Origin of the sequence: Kribbella sancticallisti, from assembly GCF_039530625.1 — a bacterium.
Taxonomy (GTDB): Bacteria; Actinomycetota; Actinomycetes; order Propionibacteriales; family Kribbellaceae; genus Kribbella; species Kribbella sancticallisti.
Genome location: NZ_BAAAOS010000018.1, coordinates 359,659 through 375,931, shown reverse-complemented (window position 1 = coordinate 375,931; position 16,273 = coordinate 359,659). Strand labels below are relative to the sequence as shown.

The following is a 16,273-nucleotide window of genomic DNA, read 5'->3' as shown; positions in this document are numbered from 1 at the left end:
GACTAGCCGAGATCGTACCCCGCTGCGATCGCCAGACCGGTGAGGTATTCGAGGTTCGCCGCCGTTCTTTCCGGTAAGGACACGGCGGTGGAGAAATCCTCCACCGTGACCCAGCCGTCGTAGCCGACCGCGGCCAGTGCCCGGAACAATTCCGGCAGGTTGGCCCGGCCTTCCCGCAGCGGTACCCATTTCGGTTCCCATCGCAACGTGCCGTCGCTTTCCACACCGGCCAGATGGAATGCGCAGTTCTTCACGTGCACGTGCGCCAGATACTCGCCGAGCAGGTCGAGCGAGTGCGCTTCCCACCCCTCGATGACCAGGTTGCCGATGTCGTGGATCACCCCGACGTACTGCGGGTCGAGGCCCTCCAGCAACCGCCGCGCCGCCGAAGCACTCGGCGTCAGGCTGTCGAAGTGCAACTCCACCAGCGCCCGTACGCCGTGATGGCGGGCGCGCTCGGCCACCCACTCCCAGTCACCCCGGTACGCCGCGAACGCCTCCCGGTACGTCTGGCCTTTCTCCACCGGCAGCCCCATGATCCGGACCTGGCCCGCGCCGAGCGCGGCAGTCGCGGCCAGCATCCGATCGACATCGTCGCGCTGAGTCGGTGGGACGAACCCGCCGAGCGACGCGAACTCCAGTCCCGCATCGCGGGTGACCGTGCGGATCGCCTCCAGGTTGTCCTCCAGTCCGGTCAACGGCCAGGTCGCCCGGTTGCCGGCCCAGAACCCTGGGGTAGCGGACGCCTCCTGGTCAGTGATCCGCCATTCGATGCCCTGCCATCCCTGCCCGGCCAAGAGCTTCGCGGCCTCCTCAGGAGTCCACTCCGGCGTCGAGTCCGTGAACACGGCGAACTTCACGGCGCCTCCAGCGCCCCATCGATACGCCGTACTCCGGCCGCCCACTCGTCGTGGCCGGACAACTGCGCGGGATAGCGCGCGGCCGCCTCCAGGTCGATGTCGATCCCCCAGCCGGGGGCCTCGTTCGGGGTCAGCCAGCCGTCGACGATCCGCAGCGTGCCGGGGAAGACCTCGTGGGTCGCGTCGTTGTAGATGTGGCCCTCCTGGATGCCGAAGGCGACGGAACTCACGTCGAGCGCGACGTTCGCGGCGGCGCCGATCGGCGAGGTGTCGCCGGGCCCGTGCCACGCGGTACGGACTCCGCACAGTTCGGCGAGGCCGGCGATCTTGCGGGCCGGGGTGAGTCCGCCGATGTCGGAGATGTGCGAGCGGATGAAGTCGACGCCACCGTCACGCACCAGCCGTACCGCGTCGCCCATCGACGTGGTCAGCTCACCGACAGCCAGCGGAACCGGGGAGGCCGCCCGGACCTCCGGAAGCCGGTCCCAGTGCTCGGGCGGCAGGACATCCTCGAGGAAGAACAGCCGGTACGGCTCGAGCGAACGAGCCAGCAGCACCGCTTCTTTCGGGGTCAGCCGCGAGTGCACGTCGTGGAGCAGTTCGACGTTGTCCGGGAGGGACTGCCTGGCCGCGGCGAACAGGTCGGGCGTAGTACGGAGGTAGTCGCGGGCGCTCCAGCCATTGCGGTACGGCGCGTCCGGGTAGAGCGTGGCCAGCCGGGGAGCGCCGTACCCGCCTCCGCCCGGGGTGGAGACCTGCAGCCGGATGTGACGCCAGCCCTGCGCGACGAACTCCTTCGCCTGTTCCAGGGTCTCCTCGATGCTGATGCCACCGGCGTGGATGTAGGTGTCGGCGGCGGCGCGGACCTTGCCGCCGAGAAGCTCGTAGACCGGCATCCCCGCGCGCTTGCCGGCGATGTCCCACAGCGCCTGGTCGATGCCCGAGATCGCGTTGTTCGTCACCGGGCCGCCGCGCCAGTAGCCGGAGAACCCGGCCAGCCGGACCAGGTCGCCGATGTCGCCCGGATACCGCCCGATCAGCAGCCGGGCCAGGTGCTCGTCGACGAAGGTCTGCACCGCCTTCCACCGCTGGGTGAAGGTCGCACAGCCCAGTCCGTACAGCCCCGGCTCGGTGGTGTCGATCTTCACCACCACCAGCGGAATGCCCTGGGGTGCGGTCACGATCGCCTTGACCGCCCGGATCCGGACGTCGTCGCGGACCGGCCAGGGCTGGGCGAAGGTGGCGGGCGTCTCGTGCGGCATTCAGCTCTCCAGTCGATCGGTCGGAAGGTCGAGTTCGTGCTGCGCCCGGAAACCGAGCACGGTGCGGGCGGCCGTCAGGTCGATCGGTACCTCGCGCCCCACGAAGCGCCGCAGCCGCGGTACGCCGGGCGCGAAAGCATCCAGCAACGCCTCGGTCTCGTACGGCGCGTTGGTGGTGCCGGCGGCAACGAAGAAGGTGTGGGCCCCCGACAACGATGCCGTCAGCCCCAACTCGATCGCGTACGCCGCGTCCCGGGTGTCCAGGTAGCTCCACGCCTCGCGGACTCCGGGTGCCGGATCCTCGCGGAACCCTCGGGCCTGCCGCTCCAGCACGTCCGGTGAATTCACGTGCGGGAACCGGAAGGAGACCACGTCGATCCCCCAGCGCCGCCAGGCCATCCGGCAGGTGTTCTCGTCGTTCTGCTTCGACAACGAGTACCAGTCGGCCACGTCCGTGGGGATCTTCTCGTCCAGCGGGTAGTAGGCAGGCCGGATGTCGTGCGGGTTGAACGGCACCCCGTACGCGTTGATGCTGCTGGCAACCACCGCGCGCTTGACGCCCAACGCACCCGCCTGCGCGAGCACGTTGAAGGTGGACACCACGTTCGTGCTGTACACGTCGTACGGCGTACCGGCCGACGGGTGCGGGAGAGCGGCCAGGTGGACGACGAGATCCACCTCCGCCAGCGCGGCCGCGACATCGTCCTCCGACCTGGTGTCGCCGATCACCACCCGGTCGGCCTTGAGCTCGGGATCCTCGGTGATCGACAGCGCCGTCACCAGGGCGCCGAGCTCGGTCAGGTGACGGGTGGTGACCGAGCCGATCCGGCCCGCCGCCCCCGTCACCAATACCCGGCGCCCGGCCAGCGAAGAACTCACTCCTTGATACCTCCTGACATCCCCACACCCTTCAGGAACTGCTTCTGGAATATCAAGAAGAGCACTACTGGGATCAGGACCGCCAGGAACAACGCGCTCATCTGCAAAGAGATCTCAGTGGTCTCCGCCACTCGCGGCAGGGCGACCGAGATCGGCTGCATCTTCGGGTCCGGCAGCACCAGCAGTGGCCAGAGGTAGTCCTTCCATGAACCGATCACGGTGAGCAGCGCGACGACGCCGAGGATCGGCTTCGACAGTGGCAGGATCAGCGAGGTGAAGAGCCTCAGGTTGCTCGCGCCGTCGATCCGCGCCGCCTCGATCAGCTCCCGCGGGATCGCGTCGAAGTACCGCTTCATCACCAGGATGTTGAACGCGCCCGCGGCCTGCGGCAGCCAGACCGCCCAGAACGTGTTCTGCAGGTTGACGCCGAGGACGGGCATCTTGAGGATCGTCAGGTAGAGCGGGACGAGCGAGATCACGCCGGGCAGGAAGAGCGTGGCCAGCACGGCACCGGTGATGATCGGGCCCCACTTGGGCCGCAGCACGCTCAGCACGAAGGCACCCGTCGTACAGACGAACAGCGTGGAGATCAGCGAGCCGATCGCGATGATCGCCGTGTTGCCGAGGTACGAGCCGATCTGGACCTGGTTCCAGGCGTTCGGGATGTTCTGCCACTGGATTCCGGACGGCCACAGCTGCATCGGGCCGCGGAGGATGTCCTGGCTGGTCGACAGCCCGGACTTCAGCAGCCACAGCAGCGGCCCGACACCCGCGATGACGACCCCGATGAAAAGCAACACCTGGATGATCGGCAGCCCGTACTGGATCAGAGGCCGGCGTCGGTCGGCGGGCGAGATGATCCCGCGCTCCTGCGGCTCGGCCGTACGGCGCTTGCGCCGGGCCGGAGCCGCCGCCTCAGGGCTGGTGGCGACCTGTTCGGTGACCGGGAGACTCGTCATGTCGTGCTCCAACGCCGGGTGAGGAAGTGGTACACGACCGACAGCACGCACAGCACCAGCGCGAGCAGCACGCTGAGCGCGGTGGCGGCACCGAAGTCGCCGTTGATGAACGCGTACCGGTAGATCAGCAGCAGGATCGTGGTGGTCGCGTTGTCCGGGCCGCCGCCGGTGAACAGGAACGGCTCGGTGAACACCTGAAACGTGCCGATCAACTGCAGCAGCATCATGATCAGGATGATTCCGCGGATCTGCGGCAGCGTGACGTGCCAGACCCGCGACCAGATCCCGGCCCCGTCCAGCTCAGCCGCCTCGTACAACTCGGTCCGTACTCCGGTCAGCGCGGCCAGGTAGATGATCGAGGTGGCACCCGCGCCGGCCCAGGTCGCCTCCAGCACGATCGCCGGCATCGCCAGGTCGGGCGAGTTCAGCCAGGAGAACGGCCCGATGCCGAACCAGCCGAGCACCGAGTTGAAGAGCCCGGAGGTGCCCGGGTCGTAGAAGATCTTCCAGAGCAGGATCGCGACCACCGGCGGCACCACCGCCGGCAGGTAGGAGAGCACGTTGTAGAGCCAGCCGGTACTGCGTAGTTCGCTGATGAACACCGCCAGGAACAACGGCACCGGGAAGCCGAAGATCAGCGCGAGCAGAGCGAAGTACAGGGTGTTCACGGTCGCCTGCGGGAGCTGGGGATCGGTCAGCACGTAGCTGAAGTTCGACCAGCCGACCCACTCCGGCGTGGTGACGAGGTTGTTCTTCTGGAAACTGAGCACCAGCCCGCGCACGATCGGGCCCCAGGAGAAGTACAGGAAGACCAGCACCAGGGGCAGCGCGAAGACGATACTGCTCAGCCCGCCGGAGCGGAACCAGGTGGAAAGGCTCCGGCCGGACTGAGAAGCAGGGGTGCGGGTGAGGACAGCCATCGAACTACCGCGCCAGGCGGGCGTCGATCTTCGCGGCGGCGTCGGCGAGTAACTTGTCGATGTCCGCGTCCTTCTTGGTCAGCACCTGCTGCACGACCGGGTCGAGCAGCGCGTAGACCTCTTGTCCCTTGTTCGACGGCTCCGGCAGCAGCTTGAGCGACTTCGTCGACTCGACGTAGCCCTTGAACTGCTCGACCGGCACGTTGTTGTAGGGCTCGCGCCACTTGTTGTACTGGTCGTAGGTCTCCTGGCTCAGCGGCGTGACGCCCGGCCGGCCGACGAAGCCCTTGTCCGCGATCGCGTCCTTGGCGTTCTGGATCGCGACCGCCTGGTCGGTGTACTTGTCGAACTCCTGCGACTTGATCCACTTCAGCGCGGCGACGATCTCGTTCTTGCTCGACTTCGGGTTGATCATCTTGATCGAGCCACCGGTCAGGGTGCCGTGCGGGCCACCGTCCTGCGGCAGCGCGCCGTGGCCGTAGTCGGCCGGCTTCATCCCGAAGTTCTTCACCGCCATGTCGTAGGCGTCCGGTGCCTGCATGATCATGCCGATCTTGCCGGCGGCGAAGTCCTGCCGAACCTCCTCCTGGTTGTAGAGGAAGTTGGTGCCCATCGTGTTGTCGGTCCAGCGCATGTCCTTCAGCAACTGCAGCGCCTTCTTGGCCGGCGCGTCGTTGAAGGTGCTCTTCTTGCCGTCGTCACTCTGGACGGTGCCGCCCATGCTGTAGGTCATCGTGGTGAGCATCCAGCCACCGGTGTTGTCCTTGGTCAGCTGCGCGTAGCCGGCCTTGCCGGTCTTCTCGGTGATCTGCTGGGCGTACTGCCGGACCTCGTCCCAGTTCGTCGGCGGCTTGTCCGGGTCCAGGCCGGCCTGCTGGAACAACGCCCTGTTGTAGGCGAGCCCGACGGAGAAGGCCTCGAACGGTACGCCGTAGATCCGGCCCTTGTCGTCGGAGACCAGCTTGAGCGTCTCGGGGTTGAGGTCCTTGGTCAGGTCGACCAGCTTCAGCTCGTCGGTGATGTCGGGCAGTTGCTTGTTCGGGATCATGTTCAGCGGCTCGGTGAAGCTGATGCTCATCACCGTCGGCAGCGAGCCGCCGGCCACCTGGGCCTGGAAGGTCTGCGCGTCCCAGGCCGTCTCGGTCGACAACACCTTGATGTTCGGGTGCGCGTCCATGAACTTCTTCACGTTGCGATCGAAGGTGGCGACGTCGGCCGGCTTGTCCGGCTTCGGCCGATTCCCGACGGTGATCGTGACCGGAGCGTTCTCGTCGACCGATCCGCCGCTGGTCGCCGCCGGTGTGTTTCCATCCGCGCAGGCCGCCGCGGTCAGCAGCGCGGCCGCCGACGTCAGGGCTACAACCAGCCTTGCCGTTCTCGTCATCGGAACTCCTCAGGGGTGTGGTCTGGGCCACAGAGAGCCAAGTCCCGAGTAAGTTAAACCATGCGTGTTACTTTATCAATGCCAAGGGACATCATGGTTTTGTCGAGCCGGGGACAGATACTCCGACCTAGGTGGTGACACTATGGGAGGAAAAGATGGCAGACGCGGTGGTGCACTTCGAGATCATCGGCACCGACCCGGCCGGACTCAGGCAGTACTACGGGGACCTGTTCGGCTGGCAGTTCGCGACGGATGACGCGGTCACCGACAAGGTTTCGGCGCCCGGTCAGTATGGCTTCGTCGACGGCGCTACGACCGGTAAGGGAACCGGGCTCAACGGCGGCGTTGGCGGTGGACCCCAGCTCACGCCGAAGTCCCTCTTCTACGTCGGCGTACCGGACGTGGAGGCGGCTCTCGCCGAGGCCGAGCGCCTCGGCGGCCGACGCGTCTTCGGGCCGGAGGGCGTGCCGGGCCAACTCGTGGTCGGCCAGTTCACCGACCCTGAGGGCAACCTGATCGGCGTCGCCGGCACAGCCTGAGCGAAATCGGATGGTGACGGCGGTCGCCGTGGGCGAGGATGGCTGAATGTTCCTCAGAGCGGCGACCGCTGACGACCGTGGATTCCTCGAGGAGATGTTGCTGGAGGCGTACAACTGGGACGGCCAACCGCGGTTCACGATGGAGCAGTTGCGGGCCGAGGACCACGCCTGGCGGTACGTCGACGGGTGGATGCGGCCGGGTGATTTCGGGGTCATCGCCGAGGACGGCGGGCCGATTGGTGCCGCGTGGGCGAGGTTGCTGACCGCGGACCGGCCGGGCTACGGGTATGTGGCGGACGACGTACCGGAGCTCAGCATCGGGGTGGCTCCCGGCCAGCGAGGACGTGGGGTCGGCCGGGCGCTGCTTGAGGCGCTGGTCGCGGCGGCGCCGGAGTACGGGTCGCGGTTGAGTCTGAGCGTGGAGCCGGAGAACCGAGCGGCGGACCTCTACCGCTCGCTCGGTTTCCGGAAGGTCGGCCGCTCCGGCGGGTCCGACACGATGGTGCTCGAGGTCTAGCCGAAACCCCGCACCCGGAACTGCATGACGCGGTACGGCCAGCCCGAGTCGGTCTTCCACTGGCTCACGGCCAGGTGCATGTCGCTCAACGTCGAGCCGGGAATGATGTAGCCGCCGTACAACTGCGCGACGTGGTTGTTGTTCTCCGCACCCCAGGCGCCGCCGTAGACGAGCGTCTGCCGGTACGCCGTGTAGAGGTTCGAGGTCGGCGTGTCCATGATGATCCCGTCGATCCGGTAGTCACCGGCGTTGAACCACGTCAGCACCCACTTGCCGCCGAGCGGGCGCAGGCTCATCTCCCCGAAGCTGCCGGTCAGGATCGGCGTGGCCGGATTCCCCCACGCCCAGACGCCGTTGCGATACCCCCACGGCTCGTACGCCGCCGGGTTCGCGATCTGGTTGCTCCGGACCCGCTTGAGGATGATCGGTTTGTTCCGCTGGAACCCGGTCGAGTACACGTACACATAGCCGTCGTTGCCCTCTCCCCAGGTCAGCAACTGGAACAGCCCGCCGTCGAGGTCGCTCGGGAACTTCGCGCCCGTGTGATACCAACTGGCCCCGGAGTTGTCCGACCGCCAGATCTCGGTCCAGACGACGTTTCCCAACCCCTTGTTCACCATGGCGTGCAGGTACATCGAGCCGCCGATGGTGATCACGTCCGACGGCAGCACGGTCGAGAACGTCGGGTTGTCGTGCGGGTAGTCCCACAACTGCTGCGCCGCCGCTCCCCCGACGGCGCCGGACCACTGCACTCCCCCGGCCAGGTTCGTCGTGGTCGACCACAACGCGACCGGCGACCGCCACCAGCCGCCACCGACGACCGGATTCTCGAACGTGTCGCCGAACATGAACAGCATCCGCCCGTCGGGCGTCCGCACCGGGATCCCCAGATCCGTCGCCGCCATCCGGAACCGGTCGGTCAGCCCCGGCCCGGTCAGGTCGGCCACCTTGTTGGTCAGCACCGCCTGTACTCCGGTACCACCTCGGGTGGCCGCCTCAGCGGCTCCCGGTACGGCGAGCAGCGCGCCGGCGCCGACCGCTGCCTTCAGGAAAGTGGATCGTCTGAGCGTCGGTTCGGGCGGCATCGTCACTCCTCGGGGCGGTGAGAAATCGATTGCCCACGACGTTTCCGCAGCCTGCGGAGGAAGTCAAGGACTCACTCCGGAGCCAGCCTGCGGCCCTTCGACCCTGGTCGAAAGGCCAGGGCGGGAACCGCTAGGAGCGCCCGGTGGCGATCGGCCGGGTCGGGTCGGTGATCCACTCGGACCACGAGCCGATGTAGACGGGCGCCTCGATGCCGGCTACTTCCAACGCCAGGGCTTCATGCGCGGCGGTGACACCGGAACCGCAGTACGCGCCGACCGGCTTCGAGCCGTCCGCGCCGAGAGCGGTGAAGCGGGCGCGGAGGTCGTCGGCGGGGAGGAAGTGGCCGTCCGCGCTGACGTTCGCGGTGGTCGGGGCGTTCACCGCGCCGGGGATGTGCCCGGCGACCTTGTCCATCGGCTCCACCTCGCCGGCGAAACGCTCCGGCGCCCGCGCATCGAGCAGTACCCCGCTCGAAGCGATCTCGGCGGCTCCCGCGGCATCGAGAACCGGGATGTGCCCGGCAGAGGCGACGAAGGAACCAGCAGCGTCGGCCGGTACCTCGGTACTGACCTCTCCCCCGGCTGCCTGCCAGGCCGCGAAGCCGCCGTCCAGGACACGGACGTCGCGCAGCCCGAAGTACTGGAAGACCCAGCGGGCGCGGGCGGCGGCCATCGAGTTGGCCGCGTCGTAGACGACGACCGCGCTGTCCTGGTCCACCCCGGCCCGGCGCAGCGCCGCCTCCACAATGCTTGCCGACGGCAACGGATGGCGGCCGCCGTCACCGGGCGGTCCGGCCAGCTCGGTCTCCAGGTCGACGAAGTACGCGCCGGGCAGGTGGCCGGCGTCGTACGCCTCCCGGCCGGGCGGGCCGGCCAGGTTCCAGCTGACGTCGATCAGCACCGGCCGGACGGTGTTTTCGCCCACAGGGGCCGACAGCAACGAGGAAGCAGAGATCAGCGGGCTCACAGTGCGCCTCCGAACGGCAGTACTTCGGGTGACAGGGTGGCACGGGCACGGGCGGCGGTCAGCCGGCGCCGGTGGTGACGACGGCAGAGCACCTCGTAGGCGACGTCCGCCGCGTTGGTGACCATGTCGCCGACGACGAGTTGCTCGCCTTCGGTGACCATTTCACCACCGACGGTCCGGGCGTTGTGGGTGGCACGCTCGCCACACCAGCACAGCGCCTCGACCTGGAGCAGTTCCATCCGGTCCGCCAACTCGACCAGCCGGGCCGAGCCGGGGAACATCCGGGCCCGGAAGTCGGTCAGGATGCCGAAGCAGAAGACGTCGATCTGCAACTCGTCCACCAGCCGGGCCAGTTGCTCGACCTGCTCGGCCTGGTAGAACTGCGCCTCGTCGCAGACGACGTAGTCGATCCGGCCGCCCTGGGTCAGTTCGTCGACGACGTACTGCCAGAAGTCGAAGTCGGGCCGGACCTCGATCGCCTCGGCCTCCAGCCCCAGCCGCGAGGACAGCGTCGACTCGCCGGCGCGGTCGTTGCTGGTGAAGATCCGGCCGATCCGGCCGCGCGCTTTGTGGTTGTGATCCATCTGCAGTGCCAGCGTGGACTTGCCGCAGTCCATGGTCCCGGTGAAGTAGAGCAGATCAGCCACGGGCGCTCATCCTGCCAAAGTCGTCTCCGCGTCAGTGACACCGGGGGTCACGCGGGGAATGCCGACCGCCGCCGGGAGTGCGTCGGCTTTCGCAATGCACCTCCCGCGGGTTCTACTTGAGCGTGCGCAAAGCCCTGATTCTCTTCCTGACGCTGTGCCTGAGCCTGCTGACCTCGACGGTGCCGTCCACCGCGGCTCCGACGCGGATCGAGGCCGGGCTGCGCGCGTACTTCGTGATCACCGCCCCCAAGCAGACGGCCGGAGTCACCGCCGGAGTGACGTCCAGCGGCGGCACTGTCTACGCGGCGTACGACGCGATCGGCGTTCTGGTGGTGCACTCGGCGGCGGCGGACTTCGCCGCCAAGATGCGCGGGGTCAGCGGCGTCGAGAAAGTCGGCGCCACCCGTACGTCGGACCTCCCCGCCGCCGTCGCGAACCCGGCCATCCCGACGGCTCCAACCGAGATCGCGGACCGCGCACCCGAGACCGCCCGGCCGGACATGACGATGATCGGCGCGGACAAGGCCTGGGCGGTGAACCCGGGCTCGAAGGCGATCACGGTCGCGGTACTGGACACCGGGGTCGACGACCTGCACCCGGACCTGAAGGCGAACTTCGACGCGGCCAAGTCGGCGTCCTGCGCGTACGGCAAGGCCGACGTGCGGCCCGGTGCGTGGCGCCCGGTCGGTGAGCACGGCACCCACGTCGCCGGCTCGATCGCGGCGGCCAAGGACGGCAAGGGCATGGTCGGTGTCGCACCCGGAGCCAAGGTGTCGTCGATTCGCGTCGCGGAAGCCGGCAGCCAGTTGTTCTTTCCGGAGAACACGGTCTGCGCGTTCATCTTCGCCGCCGACAAGGGCGTCTCGATCACCAACAACAGCTACTACGTCGACCCGTGGCTGTTCCTGTGTCCGACCGACCCCGACCAGGAGGCGATCGCGGAGGCCGTCCGGCGCTCGGTCGCGTACGCCGACTCGAAGGGCGTCGTGAACGTCGCGGCCGCCGGCAACGAGGACTACGACCTGGCCGCGAAGACCACCGATCCGACCAGCCCGAACGACTCCACGCCGGCCATCCGCCAGATCACCAACGAGTGCATCACCCTGCCGACCGAACTGCCGAACATGATCGTCGTCGCCTCGGTCAACCCGCAGAGCGGCAAGTCGAACTTCTCGAACTACGGCACGAACAAGATCACCGTCGCCGCGCCCGGCGAGGACGTCTACTCGACCGTCCCGGGCGGCGCCTACCAGTCGCTGGACGGGACGTCGATGGCATCGCCGCACGTCGCGGGCGTCGCCGCGCTGGTCCGCAGCGCGAATCCGAAGCTGACGCCTGAGCAGGTGCGGGCGCGGCTGACAGCGCAGGCCAACGACATTCCCTGCCCGGCCTCCTCGGCGGGTGAATGCACCGGCACCGAGGAAAACAACTCGTACTACGGCGAAGGACTGGTCGACGCCGCGGAGGCTGTCGGCGTCGCCGGGCAGGCTCCGCGGACCGGGGTCAGTATCACCAAGCCGTCCGAGCAACTCGGCGTCGGCGGTGTTCCGGCGATCCCGCTGCTCATCAAGGGCCTCAGCTCGTCCGGCGAGATCAGCTACACGGCGACCGGGCTGCCGCCGGGGCTCAGCATCGATGCCGAGCGCGGCTGGATCACCGGTGTCCTCACGCCCGGCTCAGGCCGCTACAAGGTGACGGTCACCGCTCGCGACGCCGAAGCCAAAACGGCTCAGTCCAGCTTCTTCTGGAACGTGTGGAGCTTCTAGCCCGCGTCGACCAGTAGCGGGATCATCATCTCGTCCTCGGTCAGGGAGCCGTGCAAGCCGATCAGTCCGGCCTCCTGCGGGTACCGGCGGCCGGCCACCAGCGCCAGCGGTCCAAGAGCCGCCACCACGACATCACCGAGCCGAGGCGCCACCCGCTCGTCGACCGGGCCGAACCACCCGCGCGCGATCGCCTCCTCGCGGCTGAGCACGAGTGCCTTGTCCCCGACCCGCTCGCGGTACGTCGCCAGTACGTCGCCGGCCGCGCCGTCCACGCAGTACAGGTGACGGAAGCGGGACTCGCCACCAATCAACCGCAGCCCCTCTGTCAGCGCCGGTTCCGCGTCGAGGTCGACCCGGTTCTCCGGCGCGACGTCGATCATGCCGTGGTCGGCGACCACCACGAGCACGGCATCGCGCGGCAGCGCCGACCTGACCTGCGAGGCGAACGCATCAGCCGCGGCGAGTTCCTTACGCCACTGCCACGACTCGCTCCCCTGCCCGTGGCCGGTGTAGTCGAGTTGCGAGTCGTACACGTAGACCAGCGATGACCTGCCTTCGCGGCTGGCGAACCTGGTCGCGTCGAGGCGATCCTCGACCGTGTCGGCACCGCGGTGCGCACTGCCCCGGAAGGCGGCCGCCGTCAGGCCCGAGGTGTCGAAGCGCGCCTTGCTCACGTTGCGCACGGCGACACCCGCTGCGGCGACGCGCTCGAACACTGTCCGATGTGGTTGCCACTTGCGTGGATCCACCGGGGCGTCCCATTGCAGCGCGTTCAGCAGCGCACCCGTCTCCGGCACGATCGAGGTGTAGCCGACGATGCCGTGAGCGCCCGGCGGAAGTCCCGTGCCCAGGCTGGTCAGGCTCGCCGCGGTGGTCGACGGCACTCCGGCCGTCAGGCTGCGAGCGGCCAAGGACGACAGGTACGGCGCGACCTCCGCGTTGCGGCGCAGGAGATTCCACCCGAGCCCGTCGAGCAGCAATACGGCGTACCGGGGTGCTGGTGGCAGGTCGAGGATGTTCTGCTCCTCCGGCACCGACAGTGCGCCGGCGACGGACGGGAGAACGTCAGCAAGGGACCCGCCGCCATAAGCAGGGAGGTTGTATCCGTAGGGACCAGCAGGCGTCGGGTCAGCCACGGCGCTACTTACTGGTCGTCGCGAAGGACAGTGCGGCCGCGAAGTCGAGCACCTGCTGGATCCCGGCCGGGCCGTCGGCCGCGGCGCTGATCCGCAGCGAGATGTCGTCGGACGCGACGGACCCGGTGTACCCGTGGTCGGCCTCGCAGTTCGGGTCGGCGCAGACGGCCGGCTCGAGGTCGATCCGGTTCACCATCCCCCAGCCGATCGTCAGCACGACCTCGCCGCCGGCGGCCGGGTCGCGGTCCGCCTTGCCGGAGGCGTACCCGGCCGGGTTCGGCACCACCCGGTTCACCACCACGGCGTTCACCCGGTTCAGCGGGATCGCCTCGGTCGAGGTGGACGCGTAGGGCGCCCGGATCAGGTCGTCCGCGGCATGCTCGTCGGTGTGCCCGACGATCAGCCGGCTCGGGGTCAGCGCCAGGATGGTGATGTGGCGCCGGACCTCGTCACGATCGAAGGTCGGCTCGTGCTGGAGCACGAAGGCCCGGATCGGTTCGCCGGCGATCGCCACCGCGAGTGAGTCCGTCACGACGTCTGGGTAGTAGCCGCACCGGTCGATCGCGTCGCGAAGGTCGGACGACGCGTCCGCGAGCTCCGGGACCGGCGCATTCAGGTCACGCATGACCTCATCCTTGCATGCGCGGGGCCCGGAGCTTTATCCGTCCTGTGGATAGCTGCCTGACCGGGGCGGCGGGGTGGGGAAGGTAGTTGTGCAGCTCAGCCCGCGCTGGCCTTGCGTAGTACAGGCGCTCCGGCGGCTCCGGCGACGAAGACCAGGACGAGGCCGATGATCACCTGGCCCACGAGGAGAATCACTCCGGAACTGCCTTCGGTGATGACTTGTCCGCCGCTCACCGCCAATCCGCACAACGCGCCGAACCCGACCACCGGAAGCCCGACACCGACCACTGGCACGACGGCTGCCAGCCGCGCGGATCGCTCGATCACCTGCAGCGGTACACCGGATCGCCGCAGCGCCTTCGCCGGAGCGGCCTGGTCCAGCGCGGTCCCCACCGCACCGGCAGCGGTGGACGCGGCACCGGTGACGAACACCAGCCCGAGCAGCAACGCCACGCCGAGTCGCAGGTCCAGGTAGATCCCGGCCTCCTGCTCGTCCTTCTCCCAATCCGTCAACGGCACCTGGCTAGGGACGACGTCGTAGAGCACGGTCCGTACCTTCTCGCGATCGGTGGTCGAGACAGAGATGGTCACACTCTGGTCGCCCGTCTTCACGTCGCTGGTGAACCCGGCCTCGGTGAGCCGCTTCTTCGCGTCCTCGGCGACAGCGACGCTCTGACCCTGCTTCGGGTAGAGCTGGAACTGGGCGTTGGTGCTGTCCTGGGAGATGCCGTACGGCATGAACAGGGCGAGGAACCCGGTCACGAACCCGCTCAGCACCAGGGCCGCCACCGGGCGGAACGCGCCCTTCGGGTCGTCAGCCAGACGCCGGCCAGCGAGCAGCGCCACCGGGCCCTTCGCAGTACGGGCCATGATCTTGCCGATCAGCTGGACCGCCCACGGACCGACCACGCGGACCGCCAGCGCCGCCATCGCGATCCCGATCAGCAGCGGCAGGATCGCGCCGCCCGTGCCCAGGACCGCGAGCATGATCGGGCCGATCACCAGCAGCCCGAGTCGCAGCGCGCTGGTGGCCTTGCGGGTCTGCCCGCGGACGACGCCGAGCGGGGTGATGCTCACCCGGCCGAGGCCGATCATCGCGCTGAGCACCGACAGCACCGGTACTGCGACCAGCACCACGAGCACGACCCACCAACTCACGGTCAGGTCATGCAGGTACCACCGGCCGCCGCCGAGCGGGATACGGGCGATGAGCGGGCTGAGCAGCGTGTAGCCGATCAGACCGGCGATCGCCCCAGCGAACGCGAGCACTGCCTGCTCTACCGCGCTCAGCCAGAGGACCTGGCTCCTGGTCGCTCCAGCGAGCCTCAGCGCGGCCAGGCGATGTTCGCGCCGCTTGGCCGCGACGCCTGCCGCCTGACCGACCAGGCTGAGGAGCGGGAACAGGACCAGGGCAATACCGAAGGCGACCAGTGCAAGCAGCAGTGCCATCCGGTCGTCCAGCGTGGTGCCGCGCCAGGTCTCCAGGTACTTCGGGCGATCCGCCGAACCGACGCCGGGCGAGTTCTTCTCGACACCACGGATGACGACCAGTTCGTCTGGTGAGGACAGGCCTGCCTCGGAGATCGTGCCGGTGGGCTTGTCGACCTGGTAGCGCCTACTCAGGTCTGCCGACCACTGCTTGGCCAGTTCGGGTGAGACGAAGACCTCGCCGGGCTTGGGTGCGCTGGGCAGGCCGGGAGGCGGCGGCAGTTCACTGTTGCGCTGCGGGTTGTTGATGGCGAGGTCGTAGCGGGTGAACGGGACGCCATCGGCCATGTCGTGGACATCGTTGACCACACCGACGGCTGACTTGGCATCGCCGTCGTTGGTGGTGCGCCAGCCGATCCGGTCGGAGCGGTGGGTCAGGCCGAGCGAGCCCGCGATCAGGAATGTCACGAGCAACGCGACCACCGCGGTGGCGCCGAAAGCCGCGAGATTCGCCGCCCGGCCGCCGGGTCCCGGGCGCCGGACGAAGCGCAGCCCGAGATCGGTCATCGGATTCATCGCTCGCTCACCCGGCCGTCGACGATCCGTACGACCCGGTGGCAGCGCGCGGCGACGGCGTCGTCGTGGGTCACCACGACCACGGCCGCTCCGCGCTGGGTGGCGGCGCCGACGAGCAGGTCGATCACCTGGGCTCCGGTGGTCGCGTCGAGGGCGCCGGTCGGCTCGTCCGCGAAGACGGCCTGCGGTTCGCCGACGAGGGCGCGGGCGATCGCGACCCGCTGAGCCTGGCCGCCGGAGAGTTCGCCGGGGCGGCGGTTGACCTCGTTGGCCAGACCGACCTGAGCGAGCGTGGCACGTGCCCGGCCGATCGCGTCGCGGCGGGACATGCCGTCGACCATCAGAGGTAGAGCCACGTTCTCGTCTGCCGGGAGTTCGGCCAGGAGTTGGTTGTCCTGGAAGACGAAGCCCAGCCGCCGGCGTCGCAGTACGGTCCGGGCGGCGTCGCCGAGTTGGTCGACCCGTTCGCCCGCCAGCCAAACCTCGCCCTGGTCGGGACTGAGGATGCCGGCCAGGACGTGCAAGAGGGTGGTCTTTCCGTTGCCGGACGGGCCCATCACGGCGAGGGCCTCCCCCGCCCTCACGGCCACGTCCACCCCGGCGAGGCCGACCACTTGGCCGTAGTACTTGACGAGGCCGCGGCCGGCGAGGACAGGCGGTTGCGGCTGAGTTGGTTGCTGGTAGGTCGTCTGGGGACTCGGGAAGCTCATATCCGAAGGCTTTC

At 68.5% G+C, this 16,273-nt stretch carries 16 protein-coding genes; 3 read left to right on the top strand and 13 right to left on the bottom strand.

Annotation, left to right across the window (positions count from 1 at the left end):
- Positions 1-2: 2 nt before the first annotated feature.
- From ABD255_RS12090 to ABD255_RS12065, 6 genes are read right to left on the bottom strand one after another with little or no spacing between them, the layout of a single operon-like run.
- The gene (locus tag ABD255_RS12090; protein ID WP_344213001.1) at positions 3-860 is read right to left on the bottom strand and encodes a sugar phosphate isomerase/epimerase family protein; all 858 of its coding nucleotides are present in this window, start codon (positions 858-860) and stop codon (positions 3-5) included.
- The gene (locus ABD255_RS12085) at positions 857-2,122 is read right to left on the bottom strand and encodes an enolase C-terminal domain-like protein (RefSeq protein WP_344212999.1); all 1,266 of its coding nucleotides are present in this window, start codon (positions 2,120-2,122) and stop codon (positions 857-859) included. Before ABD255_RS12085 ends, ABD255_RS12090 begins: the two co-directional genes overlap by 4 nt.
- Positions 2,123-3,001: an NAD-dependent epimerase/dehydratase family protein gene (locus ABD255_RS12080; protein ID WP_344212997.1), complete on the bottom strand. Its 879-nt coding sequence runs from the start codon at positions 2,999-3,001 to the stop codon at positions 2,123-2,125.
- Positions 2,998-3,960 carry a carbohydrate ABC transporter permease gene (locus ABD255_RS12075; protein WP_344212995.1) on the bottom strand — a complete coding sequence of 321 codons (963 nt, stop codon included), beginning with the start codon at positions 3,958-3,960 and terminating at the stop codon, positions 2,998-3,000. The genes ABD255_RS12080 and ABD255_RS12075 overlap by 4 nt, the downstream gene beginning before the upstream one ends.
- Positions 3,957-4,880 carry a carbohydrate ABC transporter permease gene (locus ABD255_RS12070; protein ID WP_344212993.1) on the bottom strand — a complete coding sequence of 308 codons (924 nt, stop codon included), beginning with the start codon at positions 4,878-4,880 and terminating at the stop codon, positions 3,957-3,959. Before ABD255_RS12070 ends, ABD255_RS12075 begins: the two co-directional genes overlap by 4 nt.
- A 4-nt stretch (positions 4,881-4,884) precedes the next feature.
- A complete protein-coding gene (locus ABD255_RS12065) occupies positions 4,885-6,264 on the bottom strand; it encodes an ABC transporter substrate-binding protein (RefSeq protein WP_344212991.1) in 1,380 nt (459 codons plus the stop codon).
- 155 nt (positions 6,265-6,419) lie between these two features.
- Between ABD255_RS12065 and ABD255_RS12060 the strand changes: the two genes are divergently transcribed.
- Together ABD255_RS12060 and ABD255_RS12055 are read left to right on the top strand one after the other, a co-directional pair.
- The gene (locus tag ABD255_RS12060; RefSeq protein WP_344212989.1) at positions 6,420-6,803 is read left to right on the top strand and encodes a VOC family protein; all 384 of its coding nucleotides are present in this window, start codon (positions 6,420-6,422) and stop codon (positions 6,801-6,803) included.
- A 46-nt stretch (positions 6,804-6,849) separates the two neighbouring features.
- Positions 6,850-7,320: a GNAT family N-acetyltransferase gene (locus tag ABD255_RS12055; protein ID WP_344212987.1), complete on the top strand. Its 471-nt coding sequence runs from the start codon at positions 6,850-6,852 to the stop codon at positions 7,318-7,320.
- On the opposite strand, the gene ABD255_RS12050 is transcribed toward ABD255_RS12055, so the two are convergent.
- The 3 genes from ABD255_RS12050 to ABD255_RS12040 form a co-directional block, all read right to left on the bottom strand.
- Complete coding sequence (locus ABD255_RS12050; RefSeq protein WP_344212985.1) at positions 7,317-8,405, bottom strand: glycoside hydrolase family 183 protein; 1,089 nt, start codon at positions 8,403-8,405, stop codon at positions 7,317-7,319. The two genes, ABD255_RS12055 and ABD255_RS12050, sit on opposite strands and share 4 nt — an antisense overlap.
- A gap of 130 nt (positions 8,406-8,535) precedes the next feature.
- Positions 8,536-9,372, bottom strand: a complete 837-nt coding sequence (locus tag ABD255_RS12045) for a sulfurtransferase (RefSeq protein WP_344212983.1) — start codon at positions 9,370-9,372, stop codon at positions 8,536-8,538.
- Entirely contained in the window at positions 9,369-10,019 is a 651-nt protein-coding gene (locus ABD255_RS12040) for a thymidine kinase (protein WP_344212981.1), read from the bottom strand. Before ABD255_RS12040 ends, ABD255_RS12045 begins: the two co-directional genes overlap by 4 nt.
- A 122-nt stretch (positions 10,020-10,141) precedes the next feature.
- Here ABD255_RS12040 and ABD255_RS12035 point away from each other — a divergent pair, with 122 nt between their 5' ends.
- Complete coding sequence (locus ABD255_RS12035) at positions 10,142-11,785, top strand: S8 family peptidase (RefSeq protein WP_344212979.1); 1,644 nt, start codon at positions 10,142-10,144, stop codon at positions 11,783-11,785.
- Here the strand turns inward: ABD255_RS12035 and ABD255_RS12030 are convergent.
- From ABD255_RS12030 to ABD255_RS12015, 4 genes are all read right to left on the bottom strand, one after another.
- Positions 11,782-12,921 carry an alkaline phosphatase family protein gene (locus ABD255_RS12030; protein ID WP_344212977.1) on the bottom strand — a complete coding sequence of 380 codons (1,140 nt, stop codon included), beginning with the start codon at positions 12,919-12,921 and terminating at the stop codon, positions 11,782-11,784. The two genes, ABD255_RS12035 and ABD255_RS12030, sit on opposite strands and share 4 nt — an antisense overlap.
- Before the next feature lie 4 nt (positions 12,922-12,925).
- Positions 12,926-13,546, bottom strand: a complete 621-nt coding sequence (locus ABD255_RS12025) for a DUF5998 family protein (protein WP_344212975.1) — start codon at positions 13,544-13,546, stop codon at positions 12,926-12,928.
- A 95-nt stretch (positions 13,547-13,641) separates the two neighbouring features.
- Positions 13,642-15,549, bottom strand: coding sequence for an FtsX-like permease family protein (locus tag ABD255_RS12020; protein ID WP_344212973.1), 1,908 nt, complete (start codon positions 15,547-15,549; stop codon positions 13,642-13,644).
- On the bottom strand, positions 15,546-16,259 hold the full coding sequence (locus ABD255_RS12015) for an ABC transporter ATP-binding protein (protein ID WP_344212971.1): 714 nt from the start codon (positions 16,257-16,259) through the stop codon (positions 15,546-15,548). Before ABD255_RS12015 ends, ABD255_RS12020 begins: the two co-directional genes overlap by 4 nt.
- Between the last annotated feature and the right edge of the window lie 14 nt (positions 16,260-16,273).

Excerpts from the sequence above, each read along its gene's own strand:
- ABD255_RS12085 (WP_344212999.1), bottom strand. The coding sequence starts at position 2,122 with ATGCCGCACGAGACGCCCGCCACCTTCGCCCAGCCCTGGCCGGTCCGC.
- ABD255_RS12075 (WP_344212995.1), bottom strand. The coding sequence starts at position 3,960 with ATGACGAGTCTCCCGGTCACCGAACAGGTCGCCACCAGCCCTGAGGCG.
- ABD255_RS12070 (WP_344212993.1), bottom strand. The coding sequence starts at position 4,880 with ATGGCTGTCCTCACCCGCACCCCTGCTTCTCAGTCCGGCCGGAGCCTT.
- ABD255_RS12065 (WP_344212991.1), bottom strand. The coding sequence starts at position 6,264 with ATGACGAGAACGGCAAGGCTGGTTGTAGCCCTGACGTCGGCGGCCGCG.
- ABD255_RS12060 (WP_344212989.1), top strand. The coding sequence starts at position 6,420 with ATGGCAGACGCGGTGGTGCACTTCGAGATCATCGGCACCGACCCGGCC.
- ABD255_RS12055 (WP_344212987.1), top strand. The coding sequence starts at position 6,850 with ATGTTCCTCAGAGCGGCGACCGCTGACGACCGTGGATTCCTCGAGGAG.
- ABD255_RS12050 (WP_344212985.1), bottom strand. The coding sequence starts at position 8,405 with ATGCCGCCCGAACCGACGCTCAGACGATCCACTTTCCTGAAGGCAGCG.
- ABD255_RS12025 (WP_344212975.1), bottom strand. The coding sequence starts at position 13,546 with ATGCGTGACCTGAATGCGCCGGTCCCGGAGCTCGCGGACGCGTCGTCC.
- ABD255_RS12020 (WP_344212973.1), bottom strand. The coding sequence starts at position 15,549 with ATGAATCCGATGACCGATCTCGGGCTGCGCTTCGTCCGGCGCCCGGGA.
- ABD255_RS12015 (WP_344212971.1), bottom strand. The coding sequence starts at position 16,259 with ATGAGCTTCCCGAGTCCCCAGACGACCTACCAGCAACCAACTCAGCCG.